Below are 26,380 nucleotides of genomic sequence, written 5' to 3'. Positions count from 1 at the left end.
ATTTTTGTTCACGAATTGTTCACATTTCAGGGATGACACTGGATTTACAGCCCGGACAAAAACTGGCCCGTGGGGTTTCGCGCCACTTATTGGCGCATGGCTTTGTATCTGTTGAGGAATTTGTTCCCACCCGCGGTTTGCGCGTCGACGTCATGGGATTGGGCCCCAAGGGTGAGTTGTGGGTGATCGAGTGCAAATCAAGCCGCGCAGATTATCTGACGGATTCCAAATGGCAGGGGTATCTGGATTGGTGTGATCGCTTTTTCTGGGCCGTGGATACCGATTTCCCAACCGATCTGTTGCCCGAGGAAACCGGGCTGATAATCGCAGATGCTTATGACGCCGAAATTGTCCGAATGGCGCCGGAAGATAAGCTGGCACCTGCGCGGCGCAAGAAGATGATTCAGAAGTTTGCAACAGATACAGCCCGCAGATTGCAGGCATTGCGTGATCCAAGAATTTGAACTGTCAGTCTTTTACGATCCGGGCAGCTTGCACAGCGGCGAGGATTTCGTCTGCGATTTCTTCCGCTTCTTCTGGTTCGAAGTCCATCGGAATTTCGACGCCGTCAGCCTCGATGAACAGGCGTACCATGCCGTGGTCGGTCGGGCCGATCTGAAGGTTTGCCTGAATGTCACGTTCGGTGTTTATGCTCATTTTCGCCTCCGGGACTGAGCGTTCCTGCTAGCGCGCAAAGGGTTGAGAATCAAGCCGCCTTTGCGGTCAGGTGGGGTATGGAAGATATTCTGATCAGATCATTCCGCCCGGAAGATACACCTTGGTTGGTCGAACAGCACGGCCGCCTCTATCAGCGGGATGAGGGGTTTGATGATACTTTCGCGCCCCTCGTTGAACGGATTCTGGCAGATTTCGTGGATGCGCACGATCCGGCGCGCGAGAGGGGCTGGATCGCGGAACAGGATGGCGCGCGCATCGGCAGTATCTTTTGCGTGGCGCTGGATAAGCACACCGCGAAGTTGCGGTTGTTTCTGCTGCTGCCAGAGGCCCGTGGGCAGGGTTTGGGTAGGCGCATGCTCAACACTTGTATGGGGTTCGCCCGCAATGCCGGTTACCGCGAAATGGCGTTGTGGACCCATGAAAGCCATCGGGCGGCCTGTGCGCTTTACAGGGCGTCTGGGTGGCAATTGACCGGCAGTAAGAAAGTCCATTCCTTTGGCCGCGATCTTGTCGAACAAAGCTGGGAATTTCGTCTTTAATTCTCTTGCATTCCCTGTGCGCGTTCGGTAAATCGCCTCTCACGAGTGCCGCCTTAGCTCAGTTGGTTAGAGCGCTGGATTGTGGATCCAGAGGTCGCCGGTTCGAATCCAGCAGGCGGTACCATTTCCCTTCATACGCAGAGCTTTCTCAGATGTTTTCCGAGAGATTTTTTGAGAAAAAAACCGGGCACAAACAAGCCCGGCTTCCGCATTGTTTGATCGTCTGACTTAACGGGCCAGGTTCAAACGGAACCTCATCTTCGCCTTTCTGGCCGCCGGTAGGTGGCGGTTCAGCCGTTTGTTGATCAGCCCGAACACACCGACAACCACCAGCGTCAGCAGGATGAAGTAGAAGGCCAGGATCGGGTAGGGGATGAACGGGTTGAACGTCTTGTCGGCGAAATAACTGGCGTAATACAGCGCGTCGCCACGTTGTTGCCAGGCGGGGAAGGCCGAAAAGAAGACCAGCGTGGTGGCGTGAAACAAGAAGATAGCTTCGTTCGTATAGGCAGGCCACGCCAGACGCAGCATGGTGGGCCAGATGATCCGACGGAACCTAGACCAGCCCGACATGCCATAAGCATCAGCGGCCTCGATATCACCCTTGGGGATCGAGCGCAGCGCGCCATAGAAGATCTCACCGGTATAGGCGGCGGTGTTCAGGAACAGAACGATCAACGCCCCCAGCCATGCCGATGTCAGGGCGTCGAACATGGGGTAGGACTTCTTCAGCGACAGGAAGAAGAAGTAGGCAAAGAAAAACTGAATGAACAGCGGTGAGCCGCGAAACAAAAAGATAAACCACTCGGACGGTTTGCGCAGCCACTTGTTGGAGGAGGCTTTGCCCAGAGCGACCGTTGTGGCCAGAAAGAATCCGGTGGCCAGCGCCATGAGGCCGAAATAGATATTCCAGATCATGCCTGAGCCGATCAGAGTGAATTGCTCGCACAGGGTAAAGTCGTTGCGCGGCAACAGACGCTCGCCAAGGCCCAGGGAACGCAGGCCGTAATCCTGGATGGTCTGGATGCAGCTCATGCGGTTGTCTCCTTGCGCAAAAGCTCTCCGCCTGATGTGGCCTGTCCGTGGGACAGGCGGCGCATCAGCTTTTCAAGCCCGATTTCCGAGACGCGGGTCATGCCGAGGTAGAAGATCAGCAGAGCCAGGAAGTACCACATGCGCCAGTCGCCATGGGGGTATTGGGTGAATTTCGTGGTCTTGGTCCCGCCCAATTCGCGGGCCCAATAGACGATGTCTTCGATGCCCAGCAGGAACAGCAGTGGGGTGGCTTTGATCAGCACCATCCACAGGTTCGACAGGCCGGGCAGGGCGTAAACCCACATTTGCGGCACAAGGATGCGCCAGAATGTCTGGCTGGGGGACAGGCCATAAGCGGCTGCTGTTTCCAGCTGCGCATGGGGAACCGCCCGCATGCCCCCAAACATCACGTTGGCGGCAAAGGCCCCGAAAACGATCGAGAAAGTGATGACCGCGAGGAAGAAACCATAGGTTTCATGCACAAATTCCGGCGCGGTGCTCAGCGGCAGTTTCGCCGACTGACAAACGATGAAGTCATTGCCCTGGCGGATCGGATCGGTCCAGTCGGGACAAAGGATCTTATGGCGCGTCCATTCAAAAGCCTGATCCAGCGCGATCACGAAGAACATGAAGAAGGCGATGTCCGGCACACCCCGTACAATCGCGATATAGCCTTTACCCAGCCAGCTGACGGGGGGGATATGCGAGCGGGCGGCCATCGCTCCAACGAACCCAAAACTCAACGCTACGGGCGCCGTGACGGCCAGCAACAGCAGGACCTTCAGGAACGACAGATAGAACGACCAGTGTACGCCGTTGGTCAGATAGCAGGAAAACCAGCGGAACGTGTCCAGCGTATCGGGATCAGTGCAAAACGAGAAAATGGCGGGCCTCTTGAGGTGCTAAGGCTCAGGGGCGGCGCGCCCTGGTATTCAGGGCGCGCAACCTGATTTAGATCAGAAGGTCGAGGACACTTCCCATTTGGTGATCAGCTCGTTCAGGCTGCCGTCATCCTTCATGGACTGGATGGCAGTGTTGAGCTTTTCTTTCAGATCCCCGTCCGACTCGCGCACGCCGATGCCGACACCACCGCCCAGCGGCACATCCCCAGCGACAAAGCGCAGGTCTGCGTCTTCATCTGCAATCGGCGCAAGGAACGACTTGTCGGCCAGAACGGCGTCAGCTTCGCCATTGCGCACGGCCGCGATGGTTTCCTCGGGGCTGGCGAACTCGACCAGAGTTGCACCGGATTCGGCAATGTAACCGGCCTGAATCGTGCCGGTCTGTGCCGCAACAACGCCGTTCGCGACATCTACGTCGTCGGAGGTTGCAACATAAGCCGACGGATCCGGAGGTGTGTAGTTCTGAGTGAAATCAATCACTTCGTCGCGCTCGTCAGTGATCGACATGCCCGCGATGATGACGTCATAGTTGCCAGACACCAGGTTCGGAATGATCGAATCCCAGTCGTTCTTGACCCATTCGCATTCCAGGTTTGCGCGCTTGCACAGCTCGTCACCCAGCTCACGCTCGAAACCGTCGATCTCGCCGGCGTCATTGATGAAGTTCCACGGAGGGTAGGCGCCCTCGGTGCCCATGCGGACCGTATCGGCCATGGCCATACCGGCGCTCAGCGCCAGTGCTGCTGTGGTCAGAATCAGGTTTTTCATTGTTACTCCCCTTTTTGGTTCTGTCCTGAATTTATGCCGCCATGGTGGCGGAGAGAAAACCCTGAAGTCGCGTGGATTCAGGGGTCGTAAAGATGTCTTCCGGCAGGCCTTCTTCTTCGATGAGGCCTTGATGCAGGAACACCACATGGCTTGAGATATCGGCAGCCATCTTCATATCGTGTGTCACGATGATCATGGTGCGGCCTTCGGCGGCCAGATCCTTGATCACCTTGATGACTTCCTGTTCCAGTTCGGGATCGAGGGCCGATGTGGGTTCGTCGAACAACAGGGCCTGAGGCTCCATGCACAGGCCACGCGCAATCGCGGCGCGCTGCTGCTGGCCGCCTGACAACTGCGCCGGATACGCGTCGCATTTGTCGCCGATGCCGACCTTTTCCAGATACCTGCGGGCGCTGTCCTCAGCCTCGGCCTTGTCGCGGCCCATGACGGTCACGGGGGCCTCCATCACGTTTTGCAGGATGGTCATATGGGCCCACAAATTGAACTGCTGAAACACCATCGACAGGTTGGTGCGAATGCGCAGGACCTGTTTCGGATCGGCCGGTCGGCGGTTATGCCCGTTGCCAGCCCAGCTGACCGGTTCGCCCTTGAACAGAATTTCGCCCTCTTGGCTGTCTTCCAACAGGTTGCAGCAGCGCAGAAGCGTCGATTTGCCAGAACCGGACGAACCGATCAATGAGACGACGTCACCACGTCTGGCGGTGATATCCACCCCTTTCAATACCTCAAGATTGCCAAAGCTCTTGTGTAGGTTCTTGATCTCGATGACCGGAGTGGAATCTGTCACGGGTGGTCCAGCTGCAATTGGTGTTGGTGCGGTACTAGGGCTGAAATTTCAGAGCAATGCAATGCGCAAATGACACGGAACGGGCCACAAACTGTCAAAATGACCAGCCGTTCTGACCAAAGTGGTCACGGATCGATCAATTTGGCAGCCTCAGGGGACGGGTCGGGAACGGCAAGGTAATGCTCGGCTGGAATGTCGATCAGACCACGCAAGTGCAGCATCTTTTGGTCGGCGGGGGAAAGATCGTTGATGGCTGCACGAACCGCCTTTGCAATCTGGGGCGCATCCTGACCATTGGCCGTGATGTAGGGCAGGGCCGGCGAAGGTTCCGTGGCTGTGACCTCGCGAAGCTCAGCGCCCAAATTCGAATGTTCCTTGAGTAATTCCCACGTCAGCGCATCCAGCGCGGCATAGTCCGCGCGGCCTTCCGCAATAGCGGCTGCCGAATGGGCGTGACCGCCAGATTCGGACACAGTACTTGGTAGGCGGCTGTGACGTGACAGATGAACCATAGGCGCAGCCCAGCCGGACTGTGACAGCGCTTCGTTATAGGCAAAGGTACCGTCGGCAAGCTGATCCAGATCGCGAGTATCGTCTTTTAGGGCCACGATAACAGATCGATAATACCCCGCTGGACAACCGGCCAAACCGAAATCCGGTGTGCCGACAAGCTGAACCTTCCCGTGCAGTCGGGTGCGGTAAGGCATGCTGCAGGTTTGGGAAAAAACAAGGTTGGGACTATGCCAGACATCCCAAAACTCTGCACCACGTGTCAGATATGTCGGGCCAAAACCAAGATGCGCCCGAATCAACGACCAGAGTCGGTCATTGGCAGGTTGCAGAGCGGGCATGTCGTACATGCCCAGCGCAGCAATCACGATTTGGCAGCCTTTTGCCGGGCCAGGGCAGAGTCGACGTCGCTGACACCCAGCAGGCTGACCACCAGACGCAGCAGCGAATCTTCTTCGCCAGTCCGATGCCCATCGGCCAGCGCGACCGACCACATCGCCTGTACCACGGCCAGACGGTCTTCGTAGGCGACGGCCTCTTTGATCGCGCGGGTAAAGCGGACGGTATCGGGGGCTTCGGCTTCTAGATCCTCGGCGCTGGCGCGCAAGGCTGCAGCCTCAAAAGGGGACAGGCCATAGCGTTCCACTGATATCCGGTCGATTCGTGCCATTTCCGTGTCGGCATAGTCGTTGTCGGATCTGGCGATACGTACCAGAAGGGCCGTCAGGGCCAAACGGGCGTCGTTATCGGCAAGTGGGTCGGGCTGCGGCTGCGTGAGCCGGGACAGAAAATCGCTGAACATGAATTGGTTATAGAAGCGGACTACTTCTGTTCCAAGCGCGTTTGTACCCGTTCATGCGCTTCTTGGCTGTCTTTAAAGCTCAGGCCCATGGCAATGCGGGCTTCTTCGACGATCTTCATTTCGCCTTCGTCCGAATTGCCATCGGCCAGAACGACCTCCCACAAGGCGTCCAGCGCGGCCAGACGTTCCTGCAGGTCGGTTGTTTCGCGGATCAACTTGCCGAATGTATCGGTGTCTGGCGCGGCGGCGTGTAGTTTTTCGCAGGTGGCACGGACTTTGGCGGCCTCGATCGCGTTGTGCTGATAGAGCCGGGCAAGAATGCGGTCGATCAGGCTGATTTCTTCCAGCTTGTAATCCCGATCCGCCTGCGCCACGCGCACCATCAAAGCACCCAAGGCCAGTTCGGCGTCAGGATCGGGCAAATGATCGTGCTGTGGCGGGCGAAACGCCTGAAGGAATTTTTTCAACATGCTGTGAGGTTATTCCATATTTTGTGGCCCGCCAAGCGCTGACTACCCGTCATAGCCGTGAATGGTAACAACTTTGCCGGTATCCGCTTGTATCGGTATCTACCCGCCGCTATGTGCCGGGTTGCAGCGCCTGTTTTGCCTGTTCCTGCAACCAGCCCAGCATCTTCCTGTACGGCACCGGCCCATAGCTGATCCGTGCGACGCCCAGCGACGCAAGCGTCGCAGTATCCGGGGTGCCGGGCAGGGCGATGATGTTCACCGGCAAATCAGTCGAATCACAGAGCCGGGCGATCATACCCTCATCCTTAAGGCCGGGTGCGAAAAACCCGTTGGCCCCTGCGTCGGCAAAGGCTTTGGCACGGGCCATGGCATCGTCCAGCATTGCCTCGTCATGCGTTTCCGGCGCAGCCTTCAGGAAGATGTCCGTTCTTGCGTTGATAAAGGCGGGGACGCCGGCGACGTCACACCCTTCGCGCATTGCGCTAACGCGGGCCGCCTGGGTTTCGATGTCGTACAGGTCTTTGGTGCCGACAATCTGGTCTTCGAAGTTGAATCCGACGACACCCGTCTCAAGCGCGCTTTGGACATTGGCGATGATCACTACTGCGTCCTCGGCATAGGCCCCCTCGAAATCCAATGAGACAGGAAGGTCTACGGCGCTGACGATTCGGCCGACGTTGTCCAAGGCGACATCCAGCGGGATGTTCTGGCCGTCGCCAAACCCCTGCGCCATTGCAACGGGTGCGCTGCCGGTCGCCAATGCCATGGCACCTGCATCCCGCACGGCACCGGCGCTGCCAGCGTCCCAGATGTTAAAAAGGATGACCGGATCGCCCTTTTTGTGCAGGGCCGCAAAGGTTTCTGCGTTTTGGATTTGATCGGTCATTTGGGCCTCTCCTGTCATCATTTACCCAACAGTAACCACTTGGAACTGTGCCCGAGTAGTGTTTTTTGGCCGCAGGCCGTCACTTTGCGGTGACGAAAGAAAATGGGCCAACATTTGTTGGCCCGAATTTTGCGACATGGTGAGATTAGTTGAAGAGGATTTAGTCTTGGCCGGCAGTGCCAGATACGTACCTGGCACTGAACGCCGACTCGCCTAGCCGCTTAAGAAGTGACAACTCGGTCTCCAACCATGCTTTGTGGCCTTCTTCCTCCAGCAAAATTCGTTCAAACAATGTTCGGGTTCCGATGTCGCCGGCCTCGGCCGCCTGTGCTGCGGCATGGGTGTAGAAATCGATGGCTTCCATTTCATCCTTCAGGTCCGCGGTAAACATCTCTTCCAGGCCGTCCGCCGCCTTTGGGTTTTTCTGAAGCTCAAGCTCTGGCTTAGCGCCCAGGAAAAGAATGCGTTCGATATATGCATCAGAGTGCCCCAATTCTTCCTGCATTTCGCCGCGCATTTTTTCGGCCAGAATGTCCAAGCCCCAGTCATTCAGCACATGCGCATGCAGCTGGTACTGATGCGCAGCTGTCATTTCCATGTGAAGCGCTTGTTGGAGGTTTATTATTGTTGTCGCATTGCTCATCGGAATACTCCTGAATCTTTGAACTGCATCTAACTACGCGGCACGCGGGCCTGCTTGTTCAAATAGTTAGGAAGTCACACCCCACAAAACAATGCGGGGTGACAGTCCGACACAGATAGCTCTTAAACGAGGCGAGAGGTGTCTTTCGCTGCGCGCACAAAGTCGCGGAACAGTGGATGCGGTTCAAATGGTTTGGATTTCAGTTCCGGATGGTACTGAACGCCGATGAACCAAGGGTGGTCAGACCATTCGACGATTTCGGGCAGACGACCATCGGGCGACATGCCCGAGAAGTTCAGACCAGCCTTTTCCAGCTTGTCGCGATACTTGATATCCACCTCATAGCGGTGGCGGTGGCGTTCTTCGATTTTGGTGCCGCCATAAACCTCGGCCACTTTCGAGCCCTCGGTCAGCATTGCGTCATATGCGCCAAGGCGCATAGTGCCGCCCTTGTCGTCGCCCACTTTGCGTTCAACCTTGTGGTTGCCCTGCACCCATTCTTTCAGGTGATAAACAACGGGTTCAAAACGTTTCTTGCCGGATTCGTGGTCGAACTCTTCCGAGCCCGCCTCCTTGATGCCAGCAGCATTGCGGGCCGCTTCGATCACGGCCATCTGCATGCCAAGGCAGATCCCCAAATAGGGCACCTTATGCTCGCGCGCGTATTGCGCCGCCTTGATCTTACCTTCGGTGCCACGTTCGCCAAAACCACCGGGGACGAGAATCGCGTGGAAGCCCTCCAGATGCGGGGCTGCGTCTTCGGTATCAAACACCTCGGCATCGACCCATTCGACTTTGACGCGAACCCGGTTGGCCATACCGCCATGGGTCAGGGCCTCGGCAATCGATTTATAAGCGTCTTCCAGTTGCGTGTACTTGCCGACAATGGCGACTTTCACTTCACCTTCGGCATTGTGGATACGGTCACTGACATCTTCCCATTTCGACAGATCAGGCTTGGGGGCCGGGCTGATCTGGAACGCGTCCAGAACTGCCTGATCCATACCTTCGCGGTGATAAGCCAGCGGGGCGTCATAGATGGTCGACAGATCCTGTGCTGCGATCACGCTGTCAGGGCGCACATTGCAGAACAGCGCCAGCTTTTCGCGTTCTTTGATCGGGATGGGACCCTCGGAGCGACAGACCAAAATGTCAGGGGCCAGACCGATCGAGCGCAGTTCTTTCACTGAGTGCTGGGTAGGCTTGGTTTTCAATTCGCCCGAGGCTTTGATGTAGGGTAGCAGGGTCAAGTGCATAAACAGGCATTGGCCGCGTGGCTTGTCCTGGCTGAACTGACGGATGGCTTCAAAGAAGGGCAGGCCTTCGATATCGCCGACGGTGCCGCCAATTTCACACAGCATGAAATCGACCTCATCCTCACCGATCGAGATGAAGTCTTTGATCTCGTTGGTGACGTGCGGAATCACCTGAATGGTTTTGCCCAGATAGTCGCCGCGGCGCTCTTTCTCGAGCACGTTGGAATAAATCCGACCAGAACTGACCGAGTCGGTCTTGCGCGCCGCCACTCCAGTGAAACGTTCGTAGTGACCAAGATCCAGGTCGGTTTCGGCCCCGTCATCGGTCACGAACACTTCGCCATGCTCGAACGGCGACATCGTGCCGGGGTCAACGTTCAGATAGGGGTCCAGCTTGCGCAGACGCACCGAATACCCTCGGGCCTGCAACAGCGCGCCCAAAGCCGCCGAAGCCAGTCCTTTACCCAAAGACGAAACCACACCACCAGTGATGAAAATAAAACGCGCCATGTTTTCGGCTGCTCCCGTGAGACGTCAAAATCAGCTGCCCGACGGTTCCGAAAAACCGCTGCACCACGGGACTTCACATATAAAGGATTCGCGCCAATAGCGCAAGAGAACCGCAAGATGCTGTTGCAGTTCTCTTTCAGGTTTCTAGGTTTTGTGGATCAGTTGGCTTGCGGGATCAGCGGCGCGTTGTCGCCATCTGCCGGAGGCAGCAGATCGTCAGCCGACGGAACCGCAGGTGTGCTTTCCTCAGTCGGTGCCGGGGCCGGAACGCCCAAACGGTCGATCACCGAACTGCCCGAGGATTTCTGTGCGGCCAGAATGGTCAGCGTGATTGATGTCACGATGAAACAAGCGGCCAAGATCCACGTCACTTTGCCCAGAGCGGTTGCCGCCGAGCGACCAGCCATTGCACCGCCGCCACCGCCGCCCATGCCAAGGCCACCGCCTTCGGACCGCTGCATCAGAACGACGGCGATCAGGCCCAGAGCCAAGAGGAGGTGGATAATGAGAACGACGTTTTCCATGGTGTTCCTGTACAGCGTGGCGTGTATCGCGTGGTACTTATGCAAGTTTTCCAGCGGGGGCAAGGGAGGAGTTGGCATCAAGAACGGTGATGTTTCAGATCACGGCAAAGGGACTGGACAGCATGGCCGCACCTCGCGCAGGCTGCGGCCATGCCACATGATGATCACGACCACCCGCACGCCCTTTTGCCCCCTGATCCTGCGCTGCGCGTAAAGGCGCTGGAAACGATTCTGACTCGCAAGGGGCTGATCGATCCGGCGGCGCTAGATGAAATTATTGATACCTATCAGAATAAGATCGGCCCGCAGAACGGCGCGCGGGTTGTTGCCAAAGCCTGGACCGACCCGGACTTCAAAGCCGCGTTGCTGAAAGATGCCACGTCGGTTGTCGCCGATCTGGGTTATTACGGGCGTCAGGGCGAACACATGGTTGTCGTCGCAAACACGCCCGAACAGCACAACATGGTCGTGTGCACCCTGTGCAGTTGTTACCCGTGGCCGCTGCTGGGTATTCCGCCGGGTTGGTATAAATCCGATGCCTATCGGGCGCGGGCTGTGCGTGAGCCGCGCAAGGTCCTGGCTGAGTTCGGGGTGACCCTGCCCGAGACGTCCTCGGTTCGTGTTTGGGATTCGACAGCTGAGGTGCGGTACCTTGTGCTGCCGATGCGGCCTTCAGGCACGGACGGCTTAACCGAAGACGAATTGGCGGCGCTTGTCACGCGCGACAGCATGATCGGAACCGGCCTGCCAAAGGTGCCGTCATGACCAGAGTTCACGATATGGGGGGGCGGTTTGGCGATGGAGCTGTGCGTCTTGAACCCGATGATGCCCCGGTTTTTGCCGAAGACTGGCATGCACGGGCATTGGCCGTCACGCTGGCTGCTGGATCGCTGGGGCAATGGAATATTGATATCTCACGTCACGCACGCGAGAGGCTCTCGCCCAAGGATTACACGCGATTTTCTTATTATGAGAAATGGATTTCAGCCCTGACGGACCTGCTTGTCGAAAGCGGCGTGCTGACCGAGGAAGACCTACGTGGCGAGGCAGACAAAGAAGAACACCCGCTGGCGGGCCGTAAGATGAAGGCCGAAGCGGTTGCTGGTGTGCTGGCCAGTGGTGGTCCTGCGGATCGGCCCTCGAACGTGCCGGTAGAATTTAAACCGGGGCAAGAGGTTGTGACCGCCCGTCAGTCCGCAAACCGCCTCGTCGATGGCGGGCATACCCGCTTGCCTATGTACGCCACCGGGGCGAAGGGTCGTGTTCTTATGGTGCATGGAACGCATGTGCTGCCAGACTCCAGTGCCCATAAGTTGGGCGATGCCCCCGAACCGCTGTACGCCGTGGTCTTCCCGGCATCCGAACTTTGGGCGAGCCCTGAACACCCGCAGGATGAAGTGGTTCTGGATCTCTGGCAAAGTTATTTGGAACCCGCATGAGTGAATGCCCTAGGCATACGGCACCAGAACCTGTTTTTGCCGAACCATGGCACGCGCAGGTCTTTGCCGTGACGGTCGCGCTGAACGAGGCCGGACTGTTCGATTGGCCGGATTGGGCTGCGCGCTTCTCAGCCACTTTGAAACGGAACGGTTTGGATCGTGAACTGAATGGCGGGGACGATTATTTTACCGCGTGGCTGGAAACGCTCGAGGCCCTGTTGACCGAACAGGGGTCCACAGCAACAGGTGATATCAGCCATTTGCGCGACAAGTGGGAAGAAGCCTATCTGACGACGCCCCACGGCCAGCCCGTGCGACTGACCAAGGGATAGGGGGCTCTGCCCCCGCCGCCCGTGCCGGGCGACTCCCCCGGGGATATTTTTAGCCAGATGGAGCAGGGGATCCGTTTCTTCATCTGGCCAAATAATTCCCCGCCGGAGACATCGTGCGCAACATGATCCCTGCATGCGTCGAATTACCGGTTTCCCTGTCGCTTTCCCCCCGCTATACGAGCCAAGTTTAATAACTCAGCGCAAAAGGACCGGATATGGCCAACGTGGTTGTTGTCGGCGCCCAGTGGGGTGACGAAGGAAAAGGCAAGATCGTCGACTGGCTTAGCGAGCGGGCAGACGTGATTGCACGTTTTCAGGGTGGCCATAACGCCGGTCATACGCTGGTCATCGATGGTGAGGTCTACAAGCTGCACGCGCTGCCGTCTGGTGTTGTGCGCGGAGGAAAGCTCAGCGTCATCGGCAATGGGGTCGTTCTGGACCCATGGCATCTGTTTAAAGAGATCGGAACCATCCAGGCACAGGGCGTTGATATTTCGCCTGAGACACTGATGATTGCCGAAAACACACCTTTGATTTTGCCGATCCACGGTGAGTTGGATCGTGCGCGGGAAGAGGCCGCGAGCAAAGGCACCAAGATCGGGACAACCGGGCGGGGCATCGGCCCGGCCTACGAAGACAAGGTTGGTCGTCGCTCTGTCCGTGTCGCTGATTTGGCAGATGAGGCGACGCTCGAGGCACGTGTCGACCGCGCGCTGCAGCATCATGATCCGCTGCGCAAAGGACTGGGGATCGAGCCAGTTGATCGCGATGCGCTGATCGCTCAGCTGAAAGAGATCGCGTCGCAAATCCTGCCGTTCGCCGCTCCGGTCTGGAAAGTGCTGAACGAAAAGCGCAAGGCCGGCAAACGCATCCTGTTCGAGGGCGCACAGGGCGCGCTGCTGGACATTGATTTCGGAACATATCCATTCGTGACATCGTCCAACGTCATCGCTGGTCAGGCTGCGACGGGTGTGGGCATCGGTCCGGGCTCGATTGATTTCGTTCTGGGCATTGTGAAAGCCTATACAACCCGCGTCGGTGAAGGCCCGTTCCCGACAGAGCTGGAAGACGATGATGGTCAGCGCCTTGGTGAGCGTGGGCACGAGTTCGGGACGACCACAGGCCGCAAACGTCGTTGTGGATGGTTCGATGCCTGCCTGGTGCGCCAGACATGCGCGACCAGCGGTGTGAACGGTATCTCGCTGACCAAACTGGATGTTCTGGACGGATTCGAAACCCTGAAAATCTGCGTTGGCTATGAGTTGGGCGGCGAACGTCTGGACTATCTTCCGACTGCCGCCGATCAACAGGCGCGTTGCAAGCCGATATACGAAGAGATGCCGGGTTGGAGCGAGTCCACGGAAGGCGCGCGCAGCTGGGCGGATCTGCCGGCTAATGCAATCAAATACGTGCGCCGGGTCGAAGAGCTGATTGATTGTCCCGTCGCCCTTTTGTCCACCAGTCCGGAGCGGGATGACACCATACTGGTGACAGACCCGTTTGCAGACTGATGGCCGAGAAACAGAAACAAGGCCTCAGCTATAAGGCGCGCCGCCGCTGGTCTCTGGCGCTTTTGCTGATTGGGTTGCCGCTTTATATCGTGGCCGTGGTGACGGTTGTGAACTGGCTTGATCGCCCGCCGATCTGGCTTGAGCTGCTGGTCTATGTCGGTCTGGGCATCGTGTGGGCCTTGCCCTTCAAGTTCGTGTTCAAAGGCGTTGGGCAAGCAGACCCGGATCAGTCGCAAGACTGAGAAGGCGCTTCTTTTTCCGTACAAAAAAATGGGCCGATGATAGCATCGGCCCATTATTCTTTTGATTTTTTAAGTTCAGCCTGCGGCGCGCTCATCATCGGGGCGGAACCCGATCTGCGTTGAGGCGGCAAAACGACCACCACCGGCTTTTTCGATCTTGCCGTCCCGAAGTAATTGACCGAACGAGCGCAGGCTTTCTTCGCGGTTGAAGTCGTCCTGCTTGAGCGAGCGGATCTTATTCATTAGCTGCGGGCGTGAGAACTGCTCCTGACCTTCGATGAACGACAGGTAAGCGGCGGCAGCCTCCAACAGGTCGGGCAGCGATTGTGCGCCTTGTTCCTGTGCAAACTGGGCAAAACCGCCTTCTTCGTTGGAGTCGCCAGCTTCGTCTTCTGATTTGGACGTAACGCGGCGCGGGGTCACCGGACCGGCATCCTGTTCCCCTGCGTCAACACGCTGTTCCGCAACCAGTTTCAGCGGCGACGAGGTGTCCGACTGCGGGCGCATGCTGGTGACCTGAATCTCGGGGCGGCGCGGGCTGACGACCGAGGTCAGATCGCCGCGATATCCGCTTTCCTCGGACTCTTCTTGCCGGGGCCGGTCCTCGCGCTCAGCTTCGGTTGCGGCGACTGCCGTGCGCAGATGCGAATAGGTTTCGCGCTGCGTGCTGGTCGCCGGGTCATCCATCTGGCTGTCGGCCTTGTCCATCAGGCGGGACAAATCCTGATCCAGAGCGGTTTCGTTCGGGGATTGACCGTCCATTGCGGCCTCGACCTTCGAGATCTCACTTAGAACATTGACCTCATCCTCGGCGGTCAGATAACCTTCTTGGGTCTCCGCGGCTTCATCGATCTGATCCTCTTCGGTCTCTTCGCTTAGGATATTGCCGGGCTCATCGGTTTCAGCCGTTTCCTCAAGATCAGTGAACAGCGCCGAGGGCGTGGGCGCCTCTTTCTCGTCTTCGTAGTCGGCGTCCTGCTGCATCGAGAATGGCTGCACGGGTTCTACCGGTTCTTCCGTTGTTTCGGCTTCTGCCACTGGCTCTGTCACGGCAGGGGTATCCTCGAATTCTTCCGCCTCAAAAGCCGGTGCCATCGGTTCAACGGCTGCCTCGGGCTTGCCCGTTTCGGTAAGGTCCGACGAATCGAGCGAACCCATCTCAAACGCGGCGGCGACCGCATCCATCGGGGCAGCTGGCTGATTACCCAGGCTTGTGTCCTCGTCTTCTGTATAAATCACCGAGTTTTCTTCTGAATGCGAAACGACGGCGCGAATGCGCTGCAGTTTGGCGGCAATGCTGTCCGCAGCCGGGGCAGGCGCGCTTTCAACCGGCTCGGCATCAGCAAAGAACGACTCGGCCCCCTGGGCAGGGGGGGTGGCACTGGGGCTCATCACTTGGGGGTCTGCTTGCGCAACGGTTGGGACCTCAGCAGGGGTTGGCTTAGCTGCCTGCTGGGTCGCACGCAGCAACAGGCCGGAATCGCTCTGGCTGGCTTCTACATGTTTTGCGGCGTCGCGCTGTGCGATCCGGGTCAGCATTTCTGCGTCAGGCTGTGGGGGTTCAGAACCAAAATACCGATCATCTGCAGAAAGATCACGGAAGTATTCTGCGATTGCCTTCATCGTTTCGAATGAATCGTCGAATCCTTCCAAAGTGCAGGAGAAGGTTCCATAAGAAACGGTCAATACCTTGTTGTTCTGTACCATCAGACGCACGTCCTCTACAAACTACGAGAGCCAACAACCTTATGCAGGCACACCCATTGGCTCGGAACTCTCTGCATGAACCTATCATTTTGTGGTCTCAATGTGTCCAAATCCGGGAAAAATGATCAATCTAAGTAAAAAACGCCCAATTGTACGGTCATTTGAGCCAATTGCACTGGTCGGAGGTGGGGAAATCGGCCCTGACGACCTGGAGGTGATGCTGATTCGCGCCAATACAGTCGTGGCGGCCGATGGTGGAGCCGCCCCACTGGTAGAATCGGGTCGCCTCCCTGATGCCGTGATTGGTGATTTCGATTCGCTGGACAGCCGACACAAAGACCAAATTCCAGTGGACCGGTTGTATCCCATACGGGAACAAAACAGCACAGATTTTGACAAGGCTCTGCGCAGCATCGACGCGCCTGTTGTATTGGGGGCAGGGTTTCTGGGCGGGCGGCTGGACCATCAGCTTGCTGTTCTTAACACGTTGGTTCAGAGACAGGATCGCCCCTGTATCCTGTTGGGCGAGACCGAGGTCGTCTTCCACGCGCCTCCACAGATTTCCCTGTGTATCACCCCTGGCGATGTCGTTTCATTTTTTCCGTTTCAGCGGGTAACCGGAACCAGCAGAGGGCTGGAGTGGCCCATCGACGATTTGGTGATGGAACCAGGCGGGCAGGTAGGCACATCCAACCGCGCGCTGGCGGATGTTGAACTGACGATGGATGCGCCGGGATTGCTGGTGATGGTGCCGCGATACGCTCTGGATCAGGTTATGCAGGCGTTTCTGTCGGGGCAGACCGGGCGCTGGCCCGCTCGCGCAGAATGACATACAGGCCTGCGGCGACGGTGATGCCAATGCCGACAGCGGCCATGCCATCCGGAAGGTCATGGAAGATCAACCAGCCAAAGAACGTCGCCACCGGAATCTCAAGATACTGCATGGGGGCCAGCGTGGCAGACGGTGCATAGCGCAACGACCACGTCATGAACAGATGCGCGACAGTGCCCAGAACACCGATCCCGATCAGCAGCAGGTGACTTTCACGCTCGGGAACGATGAAGGACAGCTCCCAAATATTGCCGAGTGTTCCCAGCGCCAGAACCGGCAGCAGAAGAACCGTCGCCATCACTCCGGATACGGCCTGCAAGGCAATTGGGTCGGTTTCCTTGGCAATCCGTCGTGTCACCAACATGAAAAGGGAAAAGACAATCGCAACGACCAACGGTAACAGAGCGGCGGCGCCAACTTGAACAAAGCTGGGCTGGATGACCAGCAGAGTGCCCACGAACCCGACAACACAGGCGATCAGGCGGCGCATACCGACCTCTTCACCCAGCACGTACTTGCCCAGCAACAACATGATGAAGGGCATGACAAAGGCGATGGCGACTGCATCCGCCAGCGGCAAGTATTGCAGTGCGCTGAACATTGCCGCGATAGCGACGATGTGCAGAACCGTTCGGATGAACGCCAGCCACACAAGACGTCCACGCATGCGCCAGCGTCGCTTGGTCAGGGCCACCAAAGGTATCAGAATCAACGCCTGAACGGCAAAGCGAATGAACACCAAAACACCGACCGGTGTCGTCCCGCCCAACAGCTTGGCGATGGAATCGCCCATCGGTGCAATCACGCAAAAGCACAGCATCAAGAAGATGCCAAAGACGGGACGATCCTGGGTCATGCGGCGACGCTACGGGTTTTGGCACCCGGTTGAAAGCGTCTATGAAATCGGCTGCACCTTTGTGTAGTCGGGTCCGATGCAGACGGGCAGGTCGTCGTCCAGTTTCAGCCAATCCAACCGTTCTTCATGGGCCACGTGCAGTGTGGGCTGCAATTGGTTGGGATCCTCTAATGTGGCGACATACAGGTGCAGCACGTCCGACATGGCTTGCGATCGAAACGAGATCGGCGTGCCGCAATTGGGACAAAAGCTGCGCTCGACACCGGGCGAGGAATTGAAGGTTTTCGGCGGCTCGCCGGTCCAGCGCCAATGCCCGTCGCGCACGCCAAAATAGGTCGTCATCGGAGCCGCACATTGCCTGCGGCAACTATCGCAATGGCAGCTCACGCAGGACAGGACTGGAGGATCAATCTCGTACTGGATGGTGCCGCACAGGCAATGTCCTTGCATCGTTGACCTCCATTGCTGTCACTGTCAGCAGTTTGGCACGTTTACGGCCAGGCCGCCCAGAGACGTTTCCTTGTACTTCTCATGCATATCATGCCCAGTTTGGCGCATGGTTTCGATCACTGAATCCAGCGGTACGAAGTGTTTCCCATCACCGCGCAGCGCCAGGGAAGCAGCCGAGACGGCTTTGATGGCCGCCAACCCGTTGCGTTCGATGCAGGGAACTTGCACCAGACCAGCTACCGGGTCGCAGGTCATGCCCAGATGATGCTCCAATGCAATTTCGGCGGCGTTTTCGACCTGCTCGGGCGTACCACCCATCACTGCGCAGAGGCCCGCTGCAGCCATAGCCGCGGCGCTGCCAACTTCGGCCTGACACCCCGCCTCAGCGCCTGAGATCGAGGCGTTGTATTTGACCAACCCGCCAATGGCAGCTGCCGTAAGGAGGAAGTCCTCGATATGACTTTCCGAGGCACCCGGAACGTGATCGAGGTAATAGCGCAGTACGGCTGGCATCGTGCCAGCGGCCCCGTTGGTAGGCGCGGTGACGACTTGCCCGCCAGCCGCGTTTTCCTCGTTTATCGCCATCGCATAGACGCTCATCCAGTCGTTGATGGTGTGCGGCGCGTTCAGGTTCATACCCCGTTCGGCCAACAACGCGTCGTGGATGCCCTTAGCGCGGCGGCGCACTTTCAGGCCGCCGGGCAGGATGCCATCTGTCTTCAGTCCACGTTCGATACAGTTGTTCATGACTTCCCAAAGGCGGGCGGTGCCTTTGGCAAAACTGTCCGCACAGCCCCGCGCGATTTCGTTCTCGCGCTTCATCTGGGCGATGCTTTTGCCGCTGGCGTTTGCCATCTCCAGCATTTCGGCCGCCGAGTGGAACGGGAAGGGTACTGCTGGGCCGTCATTGGTGGCTTTGCCTTCGGCCAGTTCTTCCTCGGTCAGGACAAAACCGCCGCCTACGGAATAATAGACCTGCCGCAGGATCACGTCGCCTTGCGCGTCTGTCGCCATCAAGATCATGCCGTTGGCGTGGCCGGGCAGGTTGTGGTCGTAGTCAAAGATCAGATCGACCTTTGGATCGAATTGAAGGGTCGGCAACCCCTCGGGCGTGACTGAGTGCGTTTCAGCAATAGCAGCCAGCGCGGCCTCGGCCTTGTTGTTGTCATAGGTGTCAGGAACAAACCCGGCCAGCCCAAGGATCGTAGCTCGGTCGGTTGCGTGGCCCACACCGGTAAAGGCCAGCGATCCGTGCAGCGATCCGCGAAGACCAGCGAATTCAAACGGTGAGGCGCGCATCAGGTCCAGGAACCGTGCGGCGGCAACCATCGGCCCCATTGTGTGTGACGAGGACGGGCCGATGCCCACTTTGAACATATCAAAAACAGACAAGAACATATCAGGTAGCAGAGCCTTCTGGAGGGTGAGCATAAGATGGACTGGTGAAGGGGGTAACCCCCAACCCCTCGGCCGCGATGGCAGCCCGGGTTGCTGGACGGCTTTCCAGGCGCATCAGAATGGATTGCAGGTAAGGCGTATCCGCCAATTGATACCAACTGCGATCAGCGCGCGCCGGGTAAAGGGCCATCCAACGCATTTGGCAGGCAAGGTAGTATGTAAGGACCGAAGGCTGATCGGCGTTCAACCAGCTGGGCGCAGTTTTAGCCACGTCATCCAGAACCCGAAGATGTTGGCGCAGGCGCGGGCGAATACCATTGCGCAAGGGTTCGGCCTGTGCCGCGTCGATGTATTTTTCGGCATAGAACAGGATGCGCAGATCGGCATGTAAAGTGTTCGACGCGAAAAAGAGCCATTTCAGGAACGCAGCCCGATCCGGGTTGTCAGTGGCGGGAGCCATTTGCGCATGTGTATCTGCCAGCCACAAAAGGATGGCGGCTGTTTCAAAGATTGGGCCTTGTGGCGTTTCAAGAACCGGGATCAGGCCGTTCGGGTTCAACTCTCTGTAAACCGCGCCATCCTGTGCGTTTTGCCGACGATCCACCAAAGCCGTGTCATAAGGCAGGCCCATCTCTTCCAACACCAGTCTGATCACCAGGGAGGCATTGTCGGGGGCAAAGTGCAATCTGTAGGGCGCGTTCATGGGCTGTATCTATACACGAGCAGGGATGTCGAACGTCTCGATTGCGACGTTTCCAATAGGAAACGCGTAGTTTCGCGACTAGTTGGCCCGTTGGATCGGCGAATTGGCGCTCGCAGTTGCGTCGGACATTCCGTATAAATTCCGCAATACCAAGGGGGAATGCACCAATGACCGGAGATTTGTCACCCATAGACAAAGCCAAATATGTCGCGGCGCGACGGGCCGCCGATATGGTTCAGGACGGGATGCGTGTTGGGCTGGGCACCGGATCAACGGCCGCCTGGATGGTCCGCCGCCTGGGAGAACGGGTGCAGCAGGAAGGTTTGCGGATCAAGGCTGTTCCGACCTCAACCCGCACCGCGCAACTGGCCCGTGAGTTGGGGATCGAGGTTGTCTCGCTGGATCAGGCGGGTTGGCTGGACCTGACAATCGACGGCGCGGATGAATTCGACGGAGATCTGAACCTGATCAAAGGCGGCGGCGGCGCGCATCTGCAGGAAAAGATCGTTGCCACGGCAAGCGATCAGATGATCGTTATTGCTGACGCCGGGAAAGAGGTCGAAACGCTAGGCGCATTCCCTTTGCCGGTCGAGGTTATCCCTTTTGGCTGGCAGACCACGCGCACTCTGATCCAGGAGGCGCTGGATACGATGGATGTTCTCGGCACCTCTGCCGCGCTGCGCATGAACGAAGAGGCGCCGTTTGTCACGGATGAAGGCAATCACATTTTGGACCTCCAACTTCAGCGCATCGGAAATGCACGGCAATTGGCACTGGTGCTGAATCAGGTGCCGGGCGTGGTCGAGAATGGTTTGTTCATCGACATCTGTGACAAAGTTGTGATCGGCCACGGCGATGGCCGGGTCGAGCTGCGCGATATCGACGATGGAACGGTCGAACTTGACCAGTTGGCCGAAGGCGGCGAGAACTTGTTCTCAGATTTGGCGGATTAAGCGGAACATACACAGATCGCTCTATGAAACTCGTTTTTTTGGGGGCGTTACATTGAAATGAAGGATGTCGTGACCGTGAACGATTTGCGACACGTTCATTTAGACACTTGGTGTGACCAATCCAAGTCGCAGAGGCTGCCGTTGAATAATACAAATACAACCATATCTGGGCGTTTGATCAATACGCTGTAGTGGTTCCCTGCGCAAGTTCGAGAACTCGGAGAGGCTGGAGCCCCGGCGATCACTCTGGACAGCAGCGAGAGATAGAGTACACCCCATGCAAGGCCTGCGGGCGCTTGCGGAAATTTGGAAGAGGCAGGACAAATGAGCTTTGACTATGATCTGTTCGTTATCGGCGGAGGCTCAGGCGGGGTCCGGGCCGCACGTGTGGCAGCTGGTGAGAACGGTGCCAAAGTGGGACTGGCCGAAGAAGACCGCTACGGCGGCACCTGTGTCATCCGGGGCTGTGTACCCAAGAAGCTGATGGTCTTCGCCAGCGAGTTTTCTGGTATGGTCGGTGATGCGAAGGCCTATGGCTGGGACATTCAGGCAGGTGCTTTGAACTGGGATACCTTTCACTGCAAGCTGGTGACTGAACTGGACCGGCTTGAAGGCATCTACCGCAATATCCTGAAAAACAACGGCGTCGAAAGCTTTGACCAACGGGCGATCGTTGTAGATCCTCATACGGTCGAATTGGCCGATGGGGCACGTAAAACCGCCAAGCATATTCTCATCGCCACAGGCGGCCGCTCGGTCGTACCCGAGTTTCCGGGATCGGACCTGGCGATTACGTCGAACGAAATCTTCCATCTCGAAAAACTGCCCCAAAGCATTCTGATCGTCGGTGGCGGCTACATCGCCAGCGAGTTTGCCGGAATCATGAACGGGATGGGCGTCAAGACCACTCAGTTCTATCGCGGCGCGCAAATTCTGCGAGGATTCGACGAAGAAGCACGTGGCCTGATCTGCGAAGAGATGCGCCAGAACGGCATCGATGTTCGTTTGGGCACCAATGTGCTGGAAATGACCAAAGAAGGCGAAAAGATCCGCGTCAAGGCCACCGATGGCACCGAGGATCAGTTCGACGTGGTCATGTACGCCACCGGGCGTGCCCCGAATGCGGATAATCTGGGCCTCGAGGCGCTGGGCGTGGAACGTGGCCGCAAAGGTGAGATCGTGGTGGATGAGTACAGCCAGACTGGCGTACCCTCGATCTATGCCATTGGCGACGTGACCGACCGCGTGAACCTGACACCCGTCGCGATCCGCGAGGGGATGGCCTTTGTCGAAACCGTGTTCAAAGGCAACCCGACGCCTGTGGATCATGAATTGATCCCGACCGCGATTTTCACCCAGCCGGAATTCGGCACTATAGGACTGAGCGAGGAAGAAGGCGCGGCACAGGAACCGATTGAGGTTTACGCGACTTCGTTCAAGCCGATGCAAAAAGCCTTTGCCGGTGGAACACAGCGGGTGCTGATGAAGCTGATCGTCAGCCAGGCGACCCGCAAGGTTCTGGGCTGTCACATCGTCGCGCCGGGCGCGGGCGAGATGATCCAACTGGCTGGCATTGCCGTAAAAATGGGCGCAACCAAGGAAGATTTCGACCGCACGGTTGCCGTTCATCCGGTGATGGCAGAGGAATTGGTAACAATGCGGCAACCTGTGCGCACTGCTTGATTTGCAACCGCGCGCACACAAGTTACAAGGGAACCCGTGATCACACGGTCCAACACAAGGGAATAGATACATATGGCGGGCAATAGCGGCGGCCCCTGGGGGGGCGGAGGCTCCTCGGGCGGCGGAGGAAATCGGGGTGACAACGGTGATGGGCGCAAGCCCCCCGAAGGCGATGGTCCGCAGATCCCCGAGATTGATGAGCTGATGAAGAAAGGCCAGGAACAGCTGCGCGTCCTGATGGGCGGCCGCGGTGGTTCGGGCCGAGGTGGCAACGGTCAGGGCTCTGGCGGCGGTGGCCCCATCTTCACAAAGGGTACGGTTCTTATAGGTGTCGTCGTCGCGGCGGTATTATGGGGAGCGGCCAGCTTTTACACGGTTAAGCCCGAAGAGCAGTCGGTTGAGCTGTTTCTTGGCGAATTCTCGGCCGTCGGAAATCCGGGCCTCAACTTTGCGCCGTGGCCTTTCGTAACCGCCGAAGTAATCCCGGTGACTCGCGAACAGAACGAAGACATGGGTGGCGCGCGCAGCAGCGACGATGGTCTGATGCTGACGGGCGATGAAAACGTGGTCGATATCGACTATCAGGTCGTCTGGAACATCAACGACCCTGCAAAGTTTCTGTTCAACCTGCGTGATCCGGTCCAAACGATCCGCGCCGTGTCGGAATCAGCGATGCGAGAGATTATTGCGCAAAGCGAACTGGCACCGATTCTGAACCGGGATCGTGGTGTTATCGCGGATCGCTTGCAGGAACTGATCCAGTCCACGATGGACAGTTATGATTCAGGGATCAACATTGTCCGCGTCAACTTTGACAAAGCTGACCCGCCGCAGGACGTGATCGCCGCCTTCCGCGACGTTCAGGCTGCTGCGCAGGAACGGGACCGGTTGCAGAACGTAGCCGATGCCTATGCGAACAAGGTATTGGCGGAAGCGCGCGGCGAAGCTGCGCAGGTTCTGGAAGAGGCGGAAGGATATCGCGCCCAACAGATCAACAGTGCGCGGGGTGAAGCCAGCCGCTTTAGCGCAGTTCTGGAAGAATACTCCAAAGCACCCGATGTGACGCGTAAGCGTCTGTATCTGGAGCGTATGGAGCAGATTCTGGGTGACGTTGACAAAATTATTCTGGACCAGAACTCAACCGGGCAAGGGCAGGGTGTTGTGCCCTATCTGCCGCTGAACGAGCTGCGTCGTAGCCCTGCCGGGGAGAGCAACTGATGCGTAAATCACCCATTATCCTCATTATTGTAGTGATCCTTGGCGTCGTTGGCCTGTCTTCAATCTTTATCGTGGATGAACGCGAACGCGCGCTGGTCCTGCAATTTGGTCGTGTCGTTGCGGTCAAGGAAGAACCTGGGCTGGCGTTCAAGATTCCGCTGATTCAAGAAGTTGTCCGCTATGACGACCGTATCCTGTCTATTGACGTGCAGCCCCTTGAGGTGACCCCTCTGGACGATCGGCGTCTGGTTGTCGATGCATTCGCACGTTACCGGATTTCAGATTTGAATCAGTTCCGTCAGGCCGTTGGTGTCGGCGGTATCCCGGTTGCCGAGGATCGCCTGGATCGTATTTTGCGGGCCGAAACCCGGGAAGTGCTGGGTTCGGTTTCGTCTCGTGACATCCTGAGCTCGGACCGTGCGGCGCTGATGCTGCGCATCCGAAACAGCGCGATTGCCGAAGCACAGGCGCTGGGCGTGACTGTTATCGACGTGCGATTGAAGGCGACCGACTTGCCACAGGCCAACCTTGAGGCGACCTTCGATCGCATGAAGGCTGAGCGGGAACGTGAAGCAACAGACGAACGTGCCCGCGGTAACGAGGCGGCGCAGCGAGTGCGTGCGCAAGCTGACCGGACCGTGGTAGAACTGGTGTCAGATGCACGTCGTGAGGCCGAAATCACCCGTGGTGAAGCGGACGCCGAACGGAACGCGATCTTTGCGGAAGCCTATGGCGCGGACCCGGAGTTCTTTGAATTCTACCGTTCGCTGACCGCGTATGAGAATGCGTTGCAGGGTGGCAATAGCTCGTTGGTTCTGAGCCCGAATTCCGAGTTCTTCAACTACCTCGGTTCGCCAACCGGACGGCAAGCTCCGGCTGCTGCGGCCTCCGAATAATGGGGCTGATCCTTCTGGCTTTCGGGCTGGTATTGATTGTCGAGGGGCTGGCCTATGCGCTGGCCCCTTCGCTTATTGAGCGCATGTTAGAGGCATTGCGGTCACTGCCCGAGCAGGCGCGGCGGCTGGCCGGTTTGCTGAGCGTAGTCAGTGGCTTTATCCTGCTATGGGGGGCTTATCAGGTCGGGTTTTGATGCGGTGACCTCACTTGCAGGTGATTTCCCCGCGATCCCGAGTTGCGGGCAAGGACAAACCGACTACATTGGTTCCTGAGAAGATTTGCCCGAGGGCAGTTTTACAAGACTTGTTGACAAGGAGTTCCCAAGTGCAGGCACAAGCACGCAGTATTTCAGTCCGGCAGGACGAGGGTGTTGGTTTCATGCGGCTGATGTGGCTGGCCATTGCGGGGATGATTCTTGTTCTGGCCCAAACCGTCGCAGCACAGGCGCGGAGCGAAAGCCTGGCGCCGCTGGCAGAAAAGATCAGCCCGGCCGTGGTCAACATTACCACCTCGACGTTGATCGAAGGCCAGACCGGCCCGCAGGGCATTGTGCCCGAAGGGTCGCCGTTCGAAGATTTCTTCCGCGATTTTCAGGACCGGAACGGTGATGATGAAAATCGCCCGCGCCGTAGCAACGCGCTGGGTTCGGGGTTCGTGATTTCCGAAGACGGCTACATCGTCACCAACAATCACGTGATCGCCGAGGCCGATGAAATCCTGGTGGAGTTCTTCCCCGGTGATGGACAGCCGCCGGAAGAACTGCCTGCCAAGGTGATCGGCACGGACGAGAAAACCGATATTGCGCTGCTGAAGGTCGAGGCCCCGGGCCCGCTGCAATACGTGCAGTTTGGCGACAGTGACGTCGCCCGTGTCGGTGATTGGGTTATTGCCATGGGCAACCCGTTGGGGCAGGGCTTCTCGGTTTCGGCCGGGATCGTTTCGGCTCGCAACAGGGCGCTGAGCGGTTCTTATGACGACTACATCCAGACCGACGCTGCGATCAACCGGGGCAACTCGGGCGGCCCGCTGTTCAACATGAATGGCGAAGTGATTGGTGTGAACACCGCGATTCTGTCGCCCAACGGCGGCTCGATTGGGATCGGCTTTTCAATGGCGTCCAACGTCGTGGTCAAGGTGGTCGACCAACTGCGTGAATTCGGCGAAACCCGCCGTGGTTGGCTGGGCGTTCGTATTCAGGACGTGACCGAGGACATGGCCGAGGCAATGGGGTTGGCCAAGCCGGGCGGTGCGCTGATCAGCGATGTTCCGGATGGGCCGGCCAAGGATGCTGGACTGCTGGCTGGTGACGTGATCCTCAGCTTTGATGGGGTCGAGGTCGAAGATACACGTGGTCTTGTGCGTCAGGTCGGTGAGACGACCGTAGGCAAAGCCGTGCGTGTTGTCGTGCATCGCGATGGCGGCACACAGACCGTTCTGGTTACTCTGGGACGTCGTGAGGATGCTGAACGGGCCGAGCAGGGCGACGAGGAAACCTCTGAGGCTCCAACGGATGAGAACGCAGCTATTCTGGGCCTGACCATTTCGCCACTGACAGACACACTACGTACGGACCTTGGTCTTGAAGAAGACGCCGAGGGGCTGGTTGTGACCGAAGTGGATGAAGCCTCTGAGGCGTTCTCCAAAGGGTTGCGCGCCGGTGATCTGATCACCGAGGCTGGACAGCAAAAGGTGACGTCGATTGAAGATCTGGAAGCACGCATGGAAGAGGCGCGTGAGGCCGGGCGTAAATCGCTGTTGTTGCTTGTACGTCGCGGCGGCGACCCTCGCTTTGTCGCGCTAAGCCTGGGCGAGTAACGCACCACATCAA

31 protein-coding genes and 1 tRNA gene are annotated in these 26,380 nt (G+C 57.9%); 15 read left to right on the top strand and 17 right to left on the bottom strand.

Annotated elements, in window-relative coordinates; translation table 11 throughout:
• The first annotated feature begins 32 nt into the window (after window positions 1-32).
• Window positions 33-464 carry an MmcB family DNA repair protein gene (locus DS906_RS02880; RefSeq protein WP_113788749.1) on the top strand — a complete coding sequence of 144 codons (432 nt, stop codon included), beginning with the start codon at window positions 33-35 and terminating at the stop codon, window positions 462-464.
• Between the two features lie 4 nt (window positions 465-468).
• Here the strand turns inward: DS906_RS02880 and DS906_RS02875 are convergent, their stop codons facing one another.
• Complete coding sequence (locus tag DS906_RS02875) at window positions 469-657, bottom strand: DUF6324 family protein (RefSeq protein ID WP_113788748.1); 189 nt, start codon at window positions 655-657, stop codon at window positions 469-471.
• A 77-nt stretch (window positions 658-734) separates the two neighbouring features.
• Here DS906_RS02875 and DS906_RS02870 point away from each other — a divergent pair, with 77 nt between their 5' ends.
• Together DS906_RS02870 and DS906_RS02865 are read left to right on the top strand one after the other, a co-directional pair.
• Window positions 735-1,217: a GNAT family N-acetyltransferase gene (locus DS906_RS02870; RefSeq protein WP_113788747.1), complete on the top strand. Its 483-nt coding sequence runs from the start codon at window positions 735-737 to the stop codon at window positions 1,215-1,217.
• A gap of 47 nt (window positions 1,218-1,264) precedes the next feature.
• A tRNA-His gene (locus DS906_RS02865) sits at window positions 1,265-1,341 on the top strand.
• Window positions 1,342-1,445: 104 nt separating this feature from the next.
• Here DS906_RS02865 and DS906_RS02860 read toward each other — a convergent pair.
• The 11 genes from DS906_RS02860 to secG form a co-directional block, all read right to left on the bottom strand.
• Complete coding sequence (locus DS906_RS02860; protein ID WP_113788746.1) at window positions 1,446-2,252, bottom strand: ABC transporter permease; 807 nt, start codon at window positions 2,250-2,252, stop codon at window positions 1,446-1,448.
• A complete protein-coding gene (locus DS906_RS02855) occupies window positions 2,249-3,136 on the bottom strand; it encodes an ABC transporter permease (protein WP_113788745.1) in 888 nt (295 codons plus the stop codon). The genes DS906_RS02860 and DS906_RS02855 overlap by 4 nt, the downstream gene beginning before the upstream one ends.
• Window positions 3,137-3,208: 72 nt before the next feature.
• Window positions 3,209-3,922: a transporter substrate-binding domain-containing protein gene (locus DS906_RS02850; protein WP_113788744.1), complete on the bottom strand. Its 714-nt coding sequence runs from the start codon at window positions 3,920-3,922 to the stop codon at window positions 3,209-3,211.
• Window positions 3,923-3,953: 31 nt separating this feature from the next.
• The gene (locus DS906_RS02845; RefSeq protein ID WP_113788743.1) at window positions 3,954-4,730 is read right to left on the bottom strand and encodes an ABC transporter ATP-binding protein; all 777 of its coding nucleotides are present in this window, start codon (window positions 4,728-4,730) and stop codon (window positions 3,954-3,956) included.
• A 125-nt stretch (window positions 4,731-4,855) separates the two neighbouring features.
• Window positions 4,856-5,437: a phosphate/phosphite/phosphonate ABC transporter substrate-binding protein gene (locus DS906_RS02840; protein ID WP_233494664.1), complete on the bottom strand. Its 582-nt coding sequence runs from the start codon at window positions 5,435-5,437 to the stop codon at window positions 4,856-4,858.
• 167 nt (window positions 5,438-5,604) lie between these two features.
• Window positions 5,605-6,042 (bottom strand): TerB family tellurite resistance protein, encoded by a 438-nt coding sequence (locus tag DS906_RS02835; protein WP_113788741.1) that lies wholly within the window; start codon window positions 6,040-6,042, stop codon window positions 5,605-5,607.
• A gap of 20 nt (window positions 6,043-6,062) precedes the next feature.
• On the bottom strand, window positions 6,063-6,512 hold the full coding sequence (locus tag DS906_RS02830) for a TerB family tellurite resistance protein (RefSeq protein WP_058276107.1): 450 nt from the start codon (window positions 6,510-6,512) through the stop codon (window positions 6,063-6,065).
• Between the two features lie 109 nt (window positions 6,513-6,621).
• Window positions 6,622-7,398 carry an isocitrate lyase/phosphoenolpyruvate mutase family protein gene (locus DS906_RS02825; protein ID WP_113788740.1) on the bottom strand — a complete coding sequence of 259 codons (777 nt, stop codon included), beginning with the start codon at window positions 7,396-7,398 and terminating at the stop codon, window positions 6,622-6,624.
• Between the two features lie 160 nt (window positions 7,399-7,558).
• Window positions 7,559-8,041, bottom strand: coding sequence for a bacterioferritin (locus tag DS906_RS02820; RefSeq protein ID WP_113788739.1), 483 nt, complete (start codon window positions 8,039-8,041; stop codon window positions 7,559-7,561).
• Window positions 8,042-8,163: 122 nt separating this feature from the next.
• Window positions 8,164-9,807 carry a CTP synthase gene (locus DS906_RS02815; RefSeq protein WP_113788738.1) on the bottom strand — a complete coding sequence of 548 codons (1,644 nt, stop codon included), beginning with the start codon at window positions 9,805-9,807 and terminating at the stop codon, window positions 8,164-8,166.
• A 158-nt stretch (window positions 9,808-9,965) separates the two neighbouring features.
• Window positions 9,966-10,331: a preprotein translocase subunit SecG gene (gene secG / locus DS906_RS02810; RefSeq protein WP_113788737.1), complete on the bottom strand. Its 366-nt coding sequence runs from the start codon at window positions 10,329-10,331 to the stop codon at window positions 9,966-9,968.
• 150 nt (window positions 10,332-10,481) lie between these two features.
• Between secG and nthA the strand changes: the two genes are divergently transcribed.
• The 5 genes from nthA (at window position 10,482) to DS906_RS02785 (ending at window position 13,855) form a co-directional block, all read left to right on the top strand.
• Complete coding sequence (gene nthA / locus DS906_RS02805; RefSeq protein ID WP_113788736.1) at window positions 10,482-11,096, top strand: nitrile hydratase subunit alpha; 615 nt, start codon at window positions 10,482-10,484, stop codon at window positions 11,094-11,096.
• Complete coding sequence (nthB, locus tag DS906_RS02800) at window positions 11,093-11,770, top strand: nitrile hydratase subunit beta (protein ID WP_113788735.1); 678 nt, start codon at window positions 11,093-11,095, stop codon at window positions 11,768-11,770. The genes nthA and nthB overlap by 4 nt, the downstream gene beginning before the upstream one ends.
• On the top strand, window positions 11,767-12,102 hold the full coding sequence (locus tag DS906_RS02795) for a nitrile hydratase accessory protein (protein ID WP_113788734.1): 336 nt from the start codon (window positions 11,767-11,769) through the stop codon (window positions 12,100-12,102). The genes nthB and DS906_RS02795 overlap by 4 nt, the downstream gene beginning before the upstream one ends.
• Window positions 12,103-12,317: 215 nt before the next feature.
• On the top strand, window positions 12,318-13,613 hold the full coding sequence (locus tag DS906_RS02790; RefSeq protein ID WP_113788733.1) for an adenylosuccinate synthase: 1,296 nt from the start codon (window positions 12,318-12,320) through the stop codon (window positions 13,611-13,613).
• Window positions 13,613-13,855: a DUF2842 domain-containing protein gene (locus tag DS906_RS02785; protein ID WP_108858957.1), complete on the top strand. Its 243-nt coding sequence runs from the start codon at window positions 13,613-13,615 to the stop codon at window positions 13,853-13,855. The genes DS906_RS02790 and DS906_RS02785 overlap by 1 nt, the downstream gene beginning before the upstream one ends.
• 75 nt (window positions 13,856-13,930) lie before the next feature.
• Here the strand turns inward: DS906_RS02785 and DS906_RS02780 are convergent, their stop codons facing one another.
• The gene (locus DS906_RS02780; protein WP_113788732.1) at window positions 13,931-15,562 is read right to left on the bottom strand and encodes a hypothetical protein; all 1,632 of its coding nucleotides are present in this window, start codon (window positions 15,560-15,562) and stop codon (window positions 13,931-13,933) included.
• A 121-nt stretch (window positions 15,563-15,683) separates the two neighbouring features.
• On the opposite strand from DS906_RS02780, the gene DS906_RS02775 reads away from it, so the two are divergent.
• Entirely contained in the window at window positions 15,684-16,391 is a 708-nt protein-coding gene (locus DS906_RS02775) for a thiamine diphosphokinase (RefSeq protein ID WP_113788731.1), read from the top strand.
• Here the strand turns inward: DS906_RS02775 and DS906_RS02770 are convergent.
• Genes DS906_RS02770 through DS906_RS02755 form a run of 4 tightly spaced genes read right to left on the bottom strand, consistent with a single transcriptional unit; the run spans window position 16,336 to window position 19,801 of the window.
• Window positions 16,336-17,250 (bottom strand): DMT family transporter, encoded by a 915-nt coding sequence (locus DS906_RS02770; protein ID WP_113788730.1) that lies wholly within the window; start codon window positions 17,248-17,250, stop codon window positions 16,336-16,338. The genes DS906_RS02775 and DS906_RS02770 overlap by 56 nt on opposite strands.
• Window positions 17,251-17,289: 39 nt before the next feature.
• The gene (locus tag DS906_RS02765; protein ID WP_113788729.1) at window positions 17,290-17,700 is read right to left on the bottom strand and encodes a GFA family protein; all 411 of its coding nucleotides are present in this window, start codon (window positions 17,698-17,700) and stop codon (window positions 17,290-17,292) included.
• 24 nt (window positions 17,701-17,724) lie between these two features.
• Window positions 17,725-19,098, bottom strand: a complete 1,374-nt coding sequence (locus tag DS906_RS02760) for an L-serine ammonia-lyase (RefSeq protein ID WP_113788728.1) — start codon at window positions 19,096-19,098, stop codon at window positions 17,725-17,727.
• 1 nt (window position 19,099) lies between these two features.
• Window positions 19,100-19,801, bottom strand: coding sequence for a glutathione S-transferase family protein (locus DS906_RS02755; protein WP_113788727.1), 702 nt, complete (start codon window positions 19,799-19,801; stop codon window positions 19,100-19,102).
• A gap of 167 nt (window positions 19,802-19,968) precedes the next feature.
• Between DS906_RS02755 and rpiA the strand changes: the two genes are divergently transcribed.
• The 6 genes from rpiA (at window position 19,969) to DS906_RS02725 (ending at window position 26,367) form a co-directional block, all read left to right on the top strand.
• The gene (rpiA, locus tag DS906_RS02750; protein ID WP_113788726.1) at window positions 19,969-20,754 is read left to right on the top strand and encodes a ribose-5-phosphate isomerase RpiA; all 786 of its coding nucleotides are present in this window, start codon (window positions 19,969-19,971) and stop codon (window positions 20,752-20,754) included.
• Window positions 20,755-21,078: 324 nt separating this feature from the next.
• The gene (gene gor, locus DS906_RS02745; RefSeq protein ID WP_113788725.1) at window positions 21,079-22,437 is read left to right on the top strand and encodes a glutathione-disulfide reductase; all 1,359 of its coding nucleotides are present in this window, start codon (window positions 21,079-21,081) and stop codon (window positions 22,435-22,437) included.
• A 72-nt stretch (window positions 22,438-22,509) separates the two neighbouring features.
• The gene (gene hflK / locus DS906_RS02740) at window positions 22,510-23,655 is read left to right on the top strand and encodes an FtsH protease activity modulator HflK (protein WP_113788724.1); all 1,146 of its coding nucleotides are present in this window, start codon (window positions 22,510-22,512) and stop codon (window positions 23,653-23,655) included.
• Complete coding sequence (gene hflC / locus DS906_RS02735) at window positions 23,655-24,551, top strand: protease modulator HflC (protein WP_113788723.1); 897 nt, start codon at window positions 23,655-23,657, stop codon at window positions 24,549-24,551. The genes hflK and hflC overlap by 1 nt, the downstream gene beginning before the upstream one ends.
• A complete protein-coding gene (locus tag DS906_RS02730) occupies window positions 24,551-24,745 on the top strand; it encodes a DUF2065 domain-containing protein (RefSeq protein WP_113788722.1) in 195 nt (64 codons plus the stop codon). The genes hflC and DS906_RS02730 overlap by 1 nt, the downstream gene beginning before the upstream one ends.
• Window positions 24,746-24,930: 185 nt before the next feature.
• Window positions 24,931-26,367, top strand: coding sequence for a Do family serine endopeptidase (locus DS906_RS02725; RefSeq protein ID WP_233494672.1), 1,437 nt, complete (start codon window positions 24,931-24,933; stop codon window positions 26,365-26,367).
• The last annotated feature ends 13 nt before the right edge of the window (window positions 26,368-26,380 follow it).

Origin of the sequence: Ruegeria sp. A3M17 (assembly GCF_003318255.1) — a bacterium.
Taxonomy (GTDB): Bacteria; Pseudomonadota; Alphaproteobacteria; order Rhodobacterales; family Rhodobacteraceae; genus Ruegeria.
Note: the sequence above shows the minus strand (reverse complement) of the source record. Positions and strands in the feature narration are given on the sequence as shown.

Excerpts from the sequence above, each read along its gene's own strand:
- DS906_RS02880 (WP_113788749.1), top strand. The coding sequence starts at position 33 with ATGACACTGGATTTACAGCCCGGACAAAAACTGGCCCGTGGGGTTTCG.
- DS906_RS02875 (WP_113788748.1), bottom strand. The coding sequence starts at position 657 with ATGAGCATAAACACCGAACGTGACATTCAGGCAAACCTTCAGATCGGC.
- DS906_RS02870 (WP_113788747.1), top strand. The coding sequence starts at position 735 with ATGGAAGATATTCTGATCAGATCATTCCGCCCGGAAGATACACCTTGG.
- DS906_RS02860 (WP_113788746.1), bottom strand. The coding sequence starts at position 2,252 with ATGAGCTGCATCCAGACCATCCAGGATTACGGCCTGCGTTCCCTGGGC.
- DS906_RS02850 (WP_113788744.1), bottom strand. The coding sequence starts at position 3,922 with ATGAAAAACCTGATTCTGACCACAGCAGCACTGGCGCTGAGCGCCGGT.
- DS906_RS02840 (WP_233494664.1), bottom strand. The coding sequence starts at position 5,437 with ATGCCTTACCGCACCCGACTGCACGGGAAGGTTCAGCTTGTCGGCACA.
- DS906_RS02835 (WP_113788741.1), bottom strand. The coding sequence starts at position 6,042 with ATGTTCAGCGATTTTCTGTCCCGGCTCACGCAGCCGCAGCCCGACCCA.
- DS906_RS02830 (WP_058276107.1), bottom strand. The coding sequence starts at position 6,512 with ATGTTGAAAAAATTCCTTCAGGCGTTTCGCCCGCCACAGCACGATCAT.
- DS906_RS02825 (WP_113788740.1), bottom strand. The coding sequence starts at position 7,398 with ATGACCGATCAAATCCAAAACGCAGAAACCTTTGCGGCCCTGCACAAA.
- DS906_RS02820 (WP_113788739.1), bottom strand. The coding sequence starts at position 8,041 with ATGAGCAATGCGACAACAATAATAAACCTCCAACAAGCGCTTCACATG.
- DS906_RS02815 (WP_113788738.1), bottom strand. The coding sequence starts at position 9,807 with ATGGCGCGTTTTATTTTCATCACTGGTGGTGTGGTTTCGTCTTTGGGT.
- secG (WP_113788737.1), bottom strand. The coding sequence starts at position 10,331 with ATGGAAAACGTCGTTCTCATTATCCACCTCCTCTTGGCTCTGGGCCTG.
- nthA (WP_113788736.1), top strand. The coding sequence starts at position 10,482 with ATGCCACATGATGATCACGACCACCCGCACGCCCTTTTGCCCCCTGAT.
- nthB (WP_113788735.1), top strand. The coding sequence starts at position 11,093 with ATGACCAGAGTTCACGATATGGGGGGGCGGTTTGGCGATGGAGCTGTG.
- DS906_RS02795 (WP_113788734.1), top strand. The coding sequence starts at position 11,767 with ATGAGTGAATGCCCTAGGCATACGGCACCAGAACCTGTTTTTGCCGAA.
- DS906_RS02790 (WP_113788733.1), top strand. The coding sequence starts at position 12,318 with ATGGCCAACGTGGTTGTTGTCGGCGCCCAGTGGGGTGACGAAGGAAAA.
- DS906_RS02785 (WP_108858957.1), top strand. The coding sequence starts at position 13,613 with ATGGCCGAGAAACAGAAACAAGGCCTCAGCTATAAGGCGCGCCGCCGC.
- DS906_RS02780 (WP_113788732.1), bottom strand. The coding sequence starts at position 15,562 with ATGGTACAGAACAACAAGGTATTGACCGTTTCTTATGGAACCTTCTCC.
- DS906_RS02775 (WP_113788731.1), top strand. The coding sequence starts at position 15,684 with ATGATCAATCTAAGTAAAAAACGCCCAATTGTACGGTCATTTGAGCCA.
- DS906_RS02770 (WP_113788730.1), bottom strand. The coding sequence starts at position 17,250 with ATGACCCAGGATCGTCCCGTCTTTGGCATCTTCTTGATGCTGTGCTTT.
- DS906_RS02765 (WP_113788729.1), bottom strand. The coding sequence starts at position 17,700 with ATGCAAGGACATTGCCTGTGCGGCACCATCCAGTACGAGATTGATCCT.
- DS906_RS02760 (WP_113788728.1), bottom strand. The coding sequence starts at position 19,098 with ATGTTCTTGTCTGTTTTTGATATGTTCAAAGTGGGCATCGGCCCGTCC.
- DS906_RS02755 (WP_113788727.1), bottom strand. The coding sequence starts at position 19,801 with ATGAACGCGCCCTACAGATTGCACTTTGCCCCCGACAATGCCTCCCTG.
- rpiA (WP_113788726.1), top strand. The coding sequence starts at position 19,969 with ATGACCGGAGATTTGTCACCCATAGACAAAGCCAAATATGTCGCGGCG.
- gor (WP_113788725.1), top strand. The coding sequence starts at position 21,079 with ATGAGCTTTGACTATGATCTGTTCGTTATCGGCGGAGGCTCAGGCGGG.
- hflK (WP_113788724.1), top strand. The coding sequence starts at position 22,510 with ATGGCGGGCAATAGCGGCGGCCCCTGGGGGGGCGGAGGCTCCTCGGGC.
- hflC (WP_113788723.1), top strand. The coding sequence starts at position 23,655 with ATGCGTAAATCACCCATTATCCTCATTATTGTAGTGATCCTTGGCGTC.
- DS906_RS02730 (WP_113788722.1), top strand. The coding sequence starts at position 24,551 with ATGGGGCTGATCCTTCTGGCTTTCGGGCTGGTATTGATTGTCGAGGGG.
- DS906_RS02725 (WP_233494672.1), top strand. The coding sequence starts at position 24,931 with ATGCGGCTGATGTGGCTGGCCATTGCGGGGATGATTCTTGTTCTGGCC.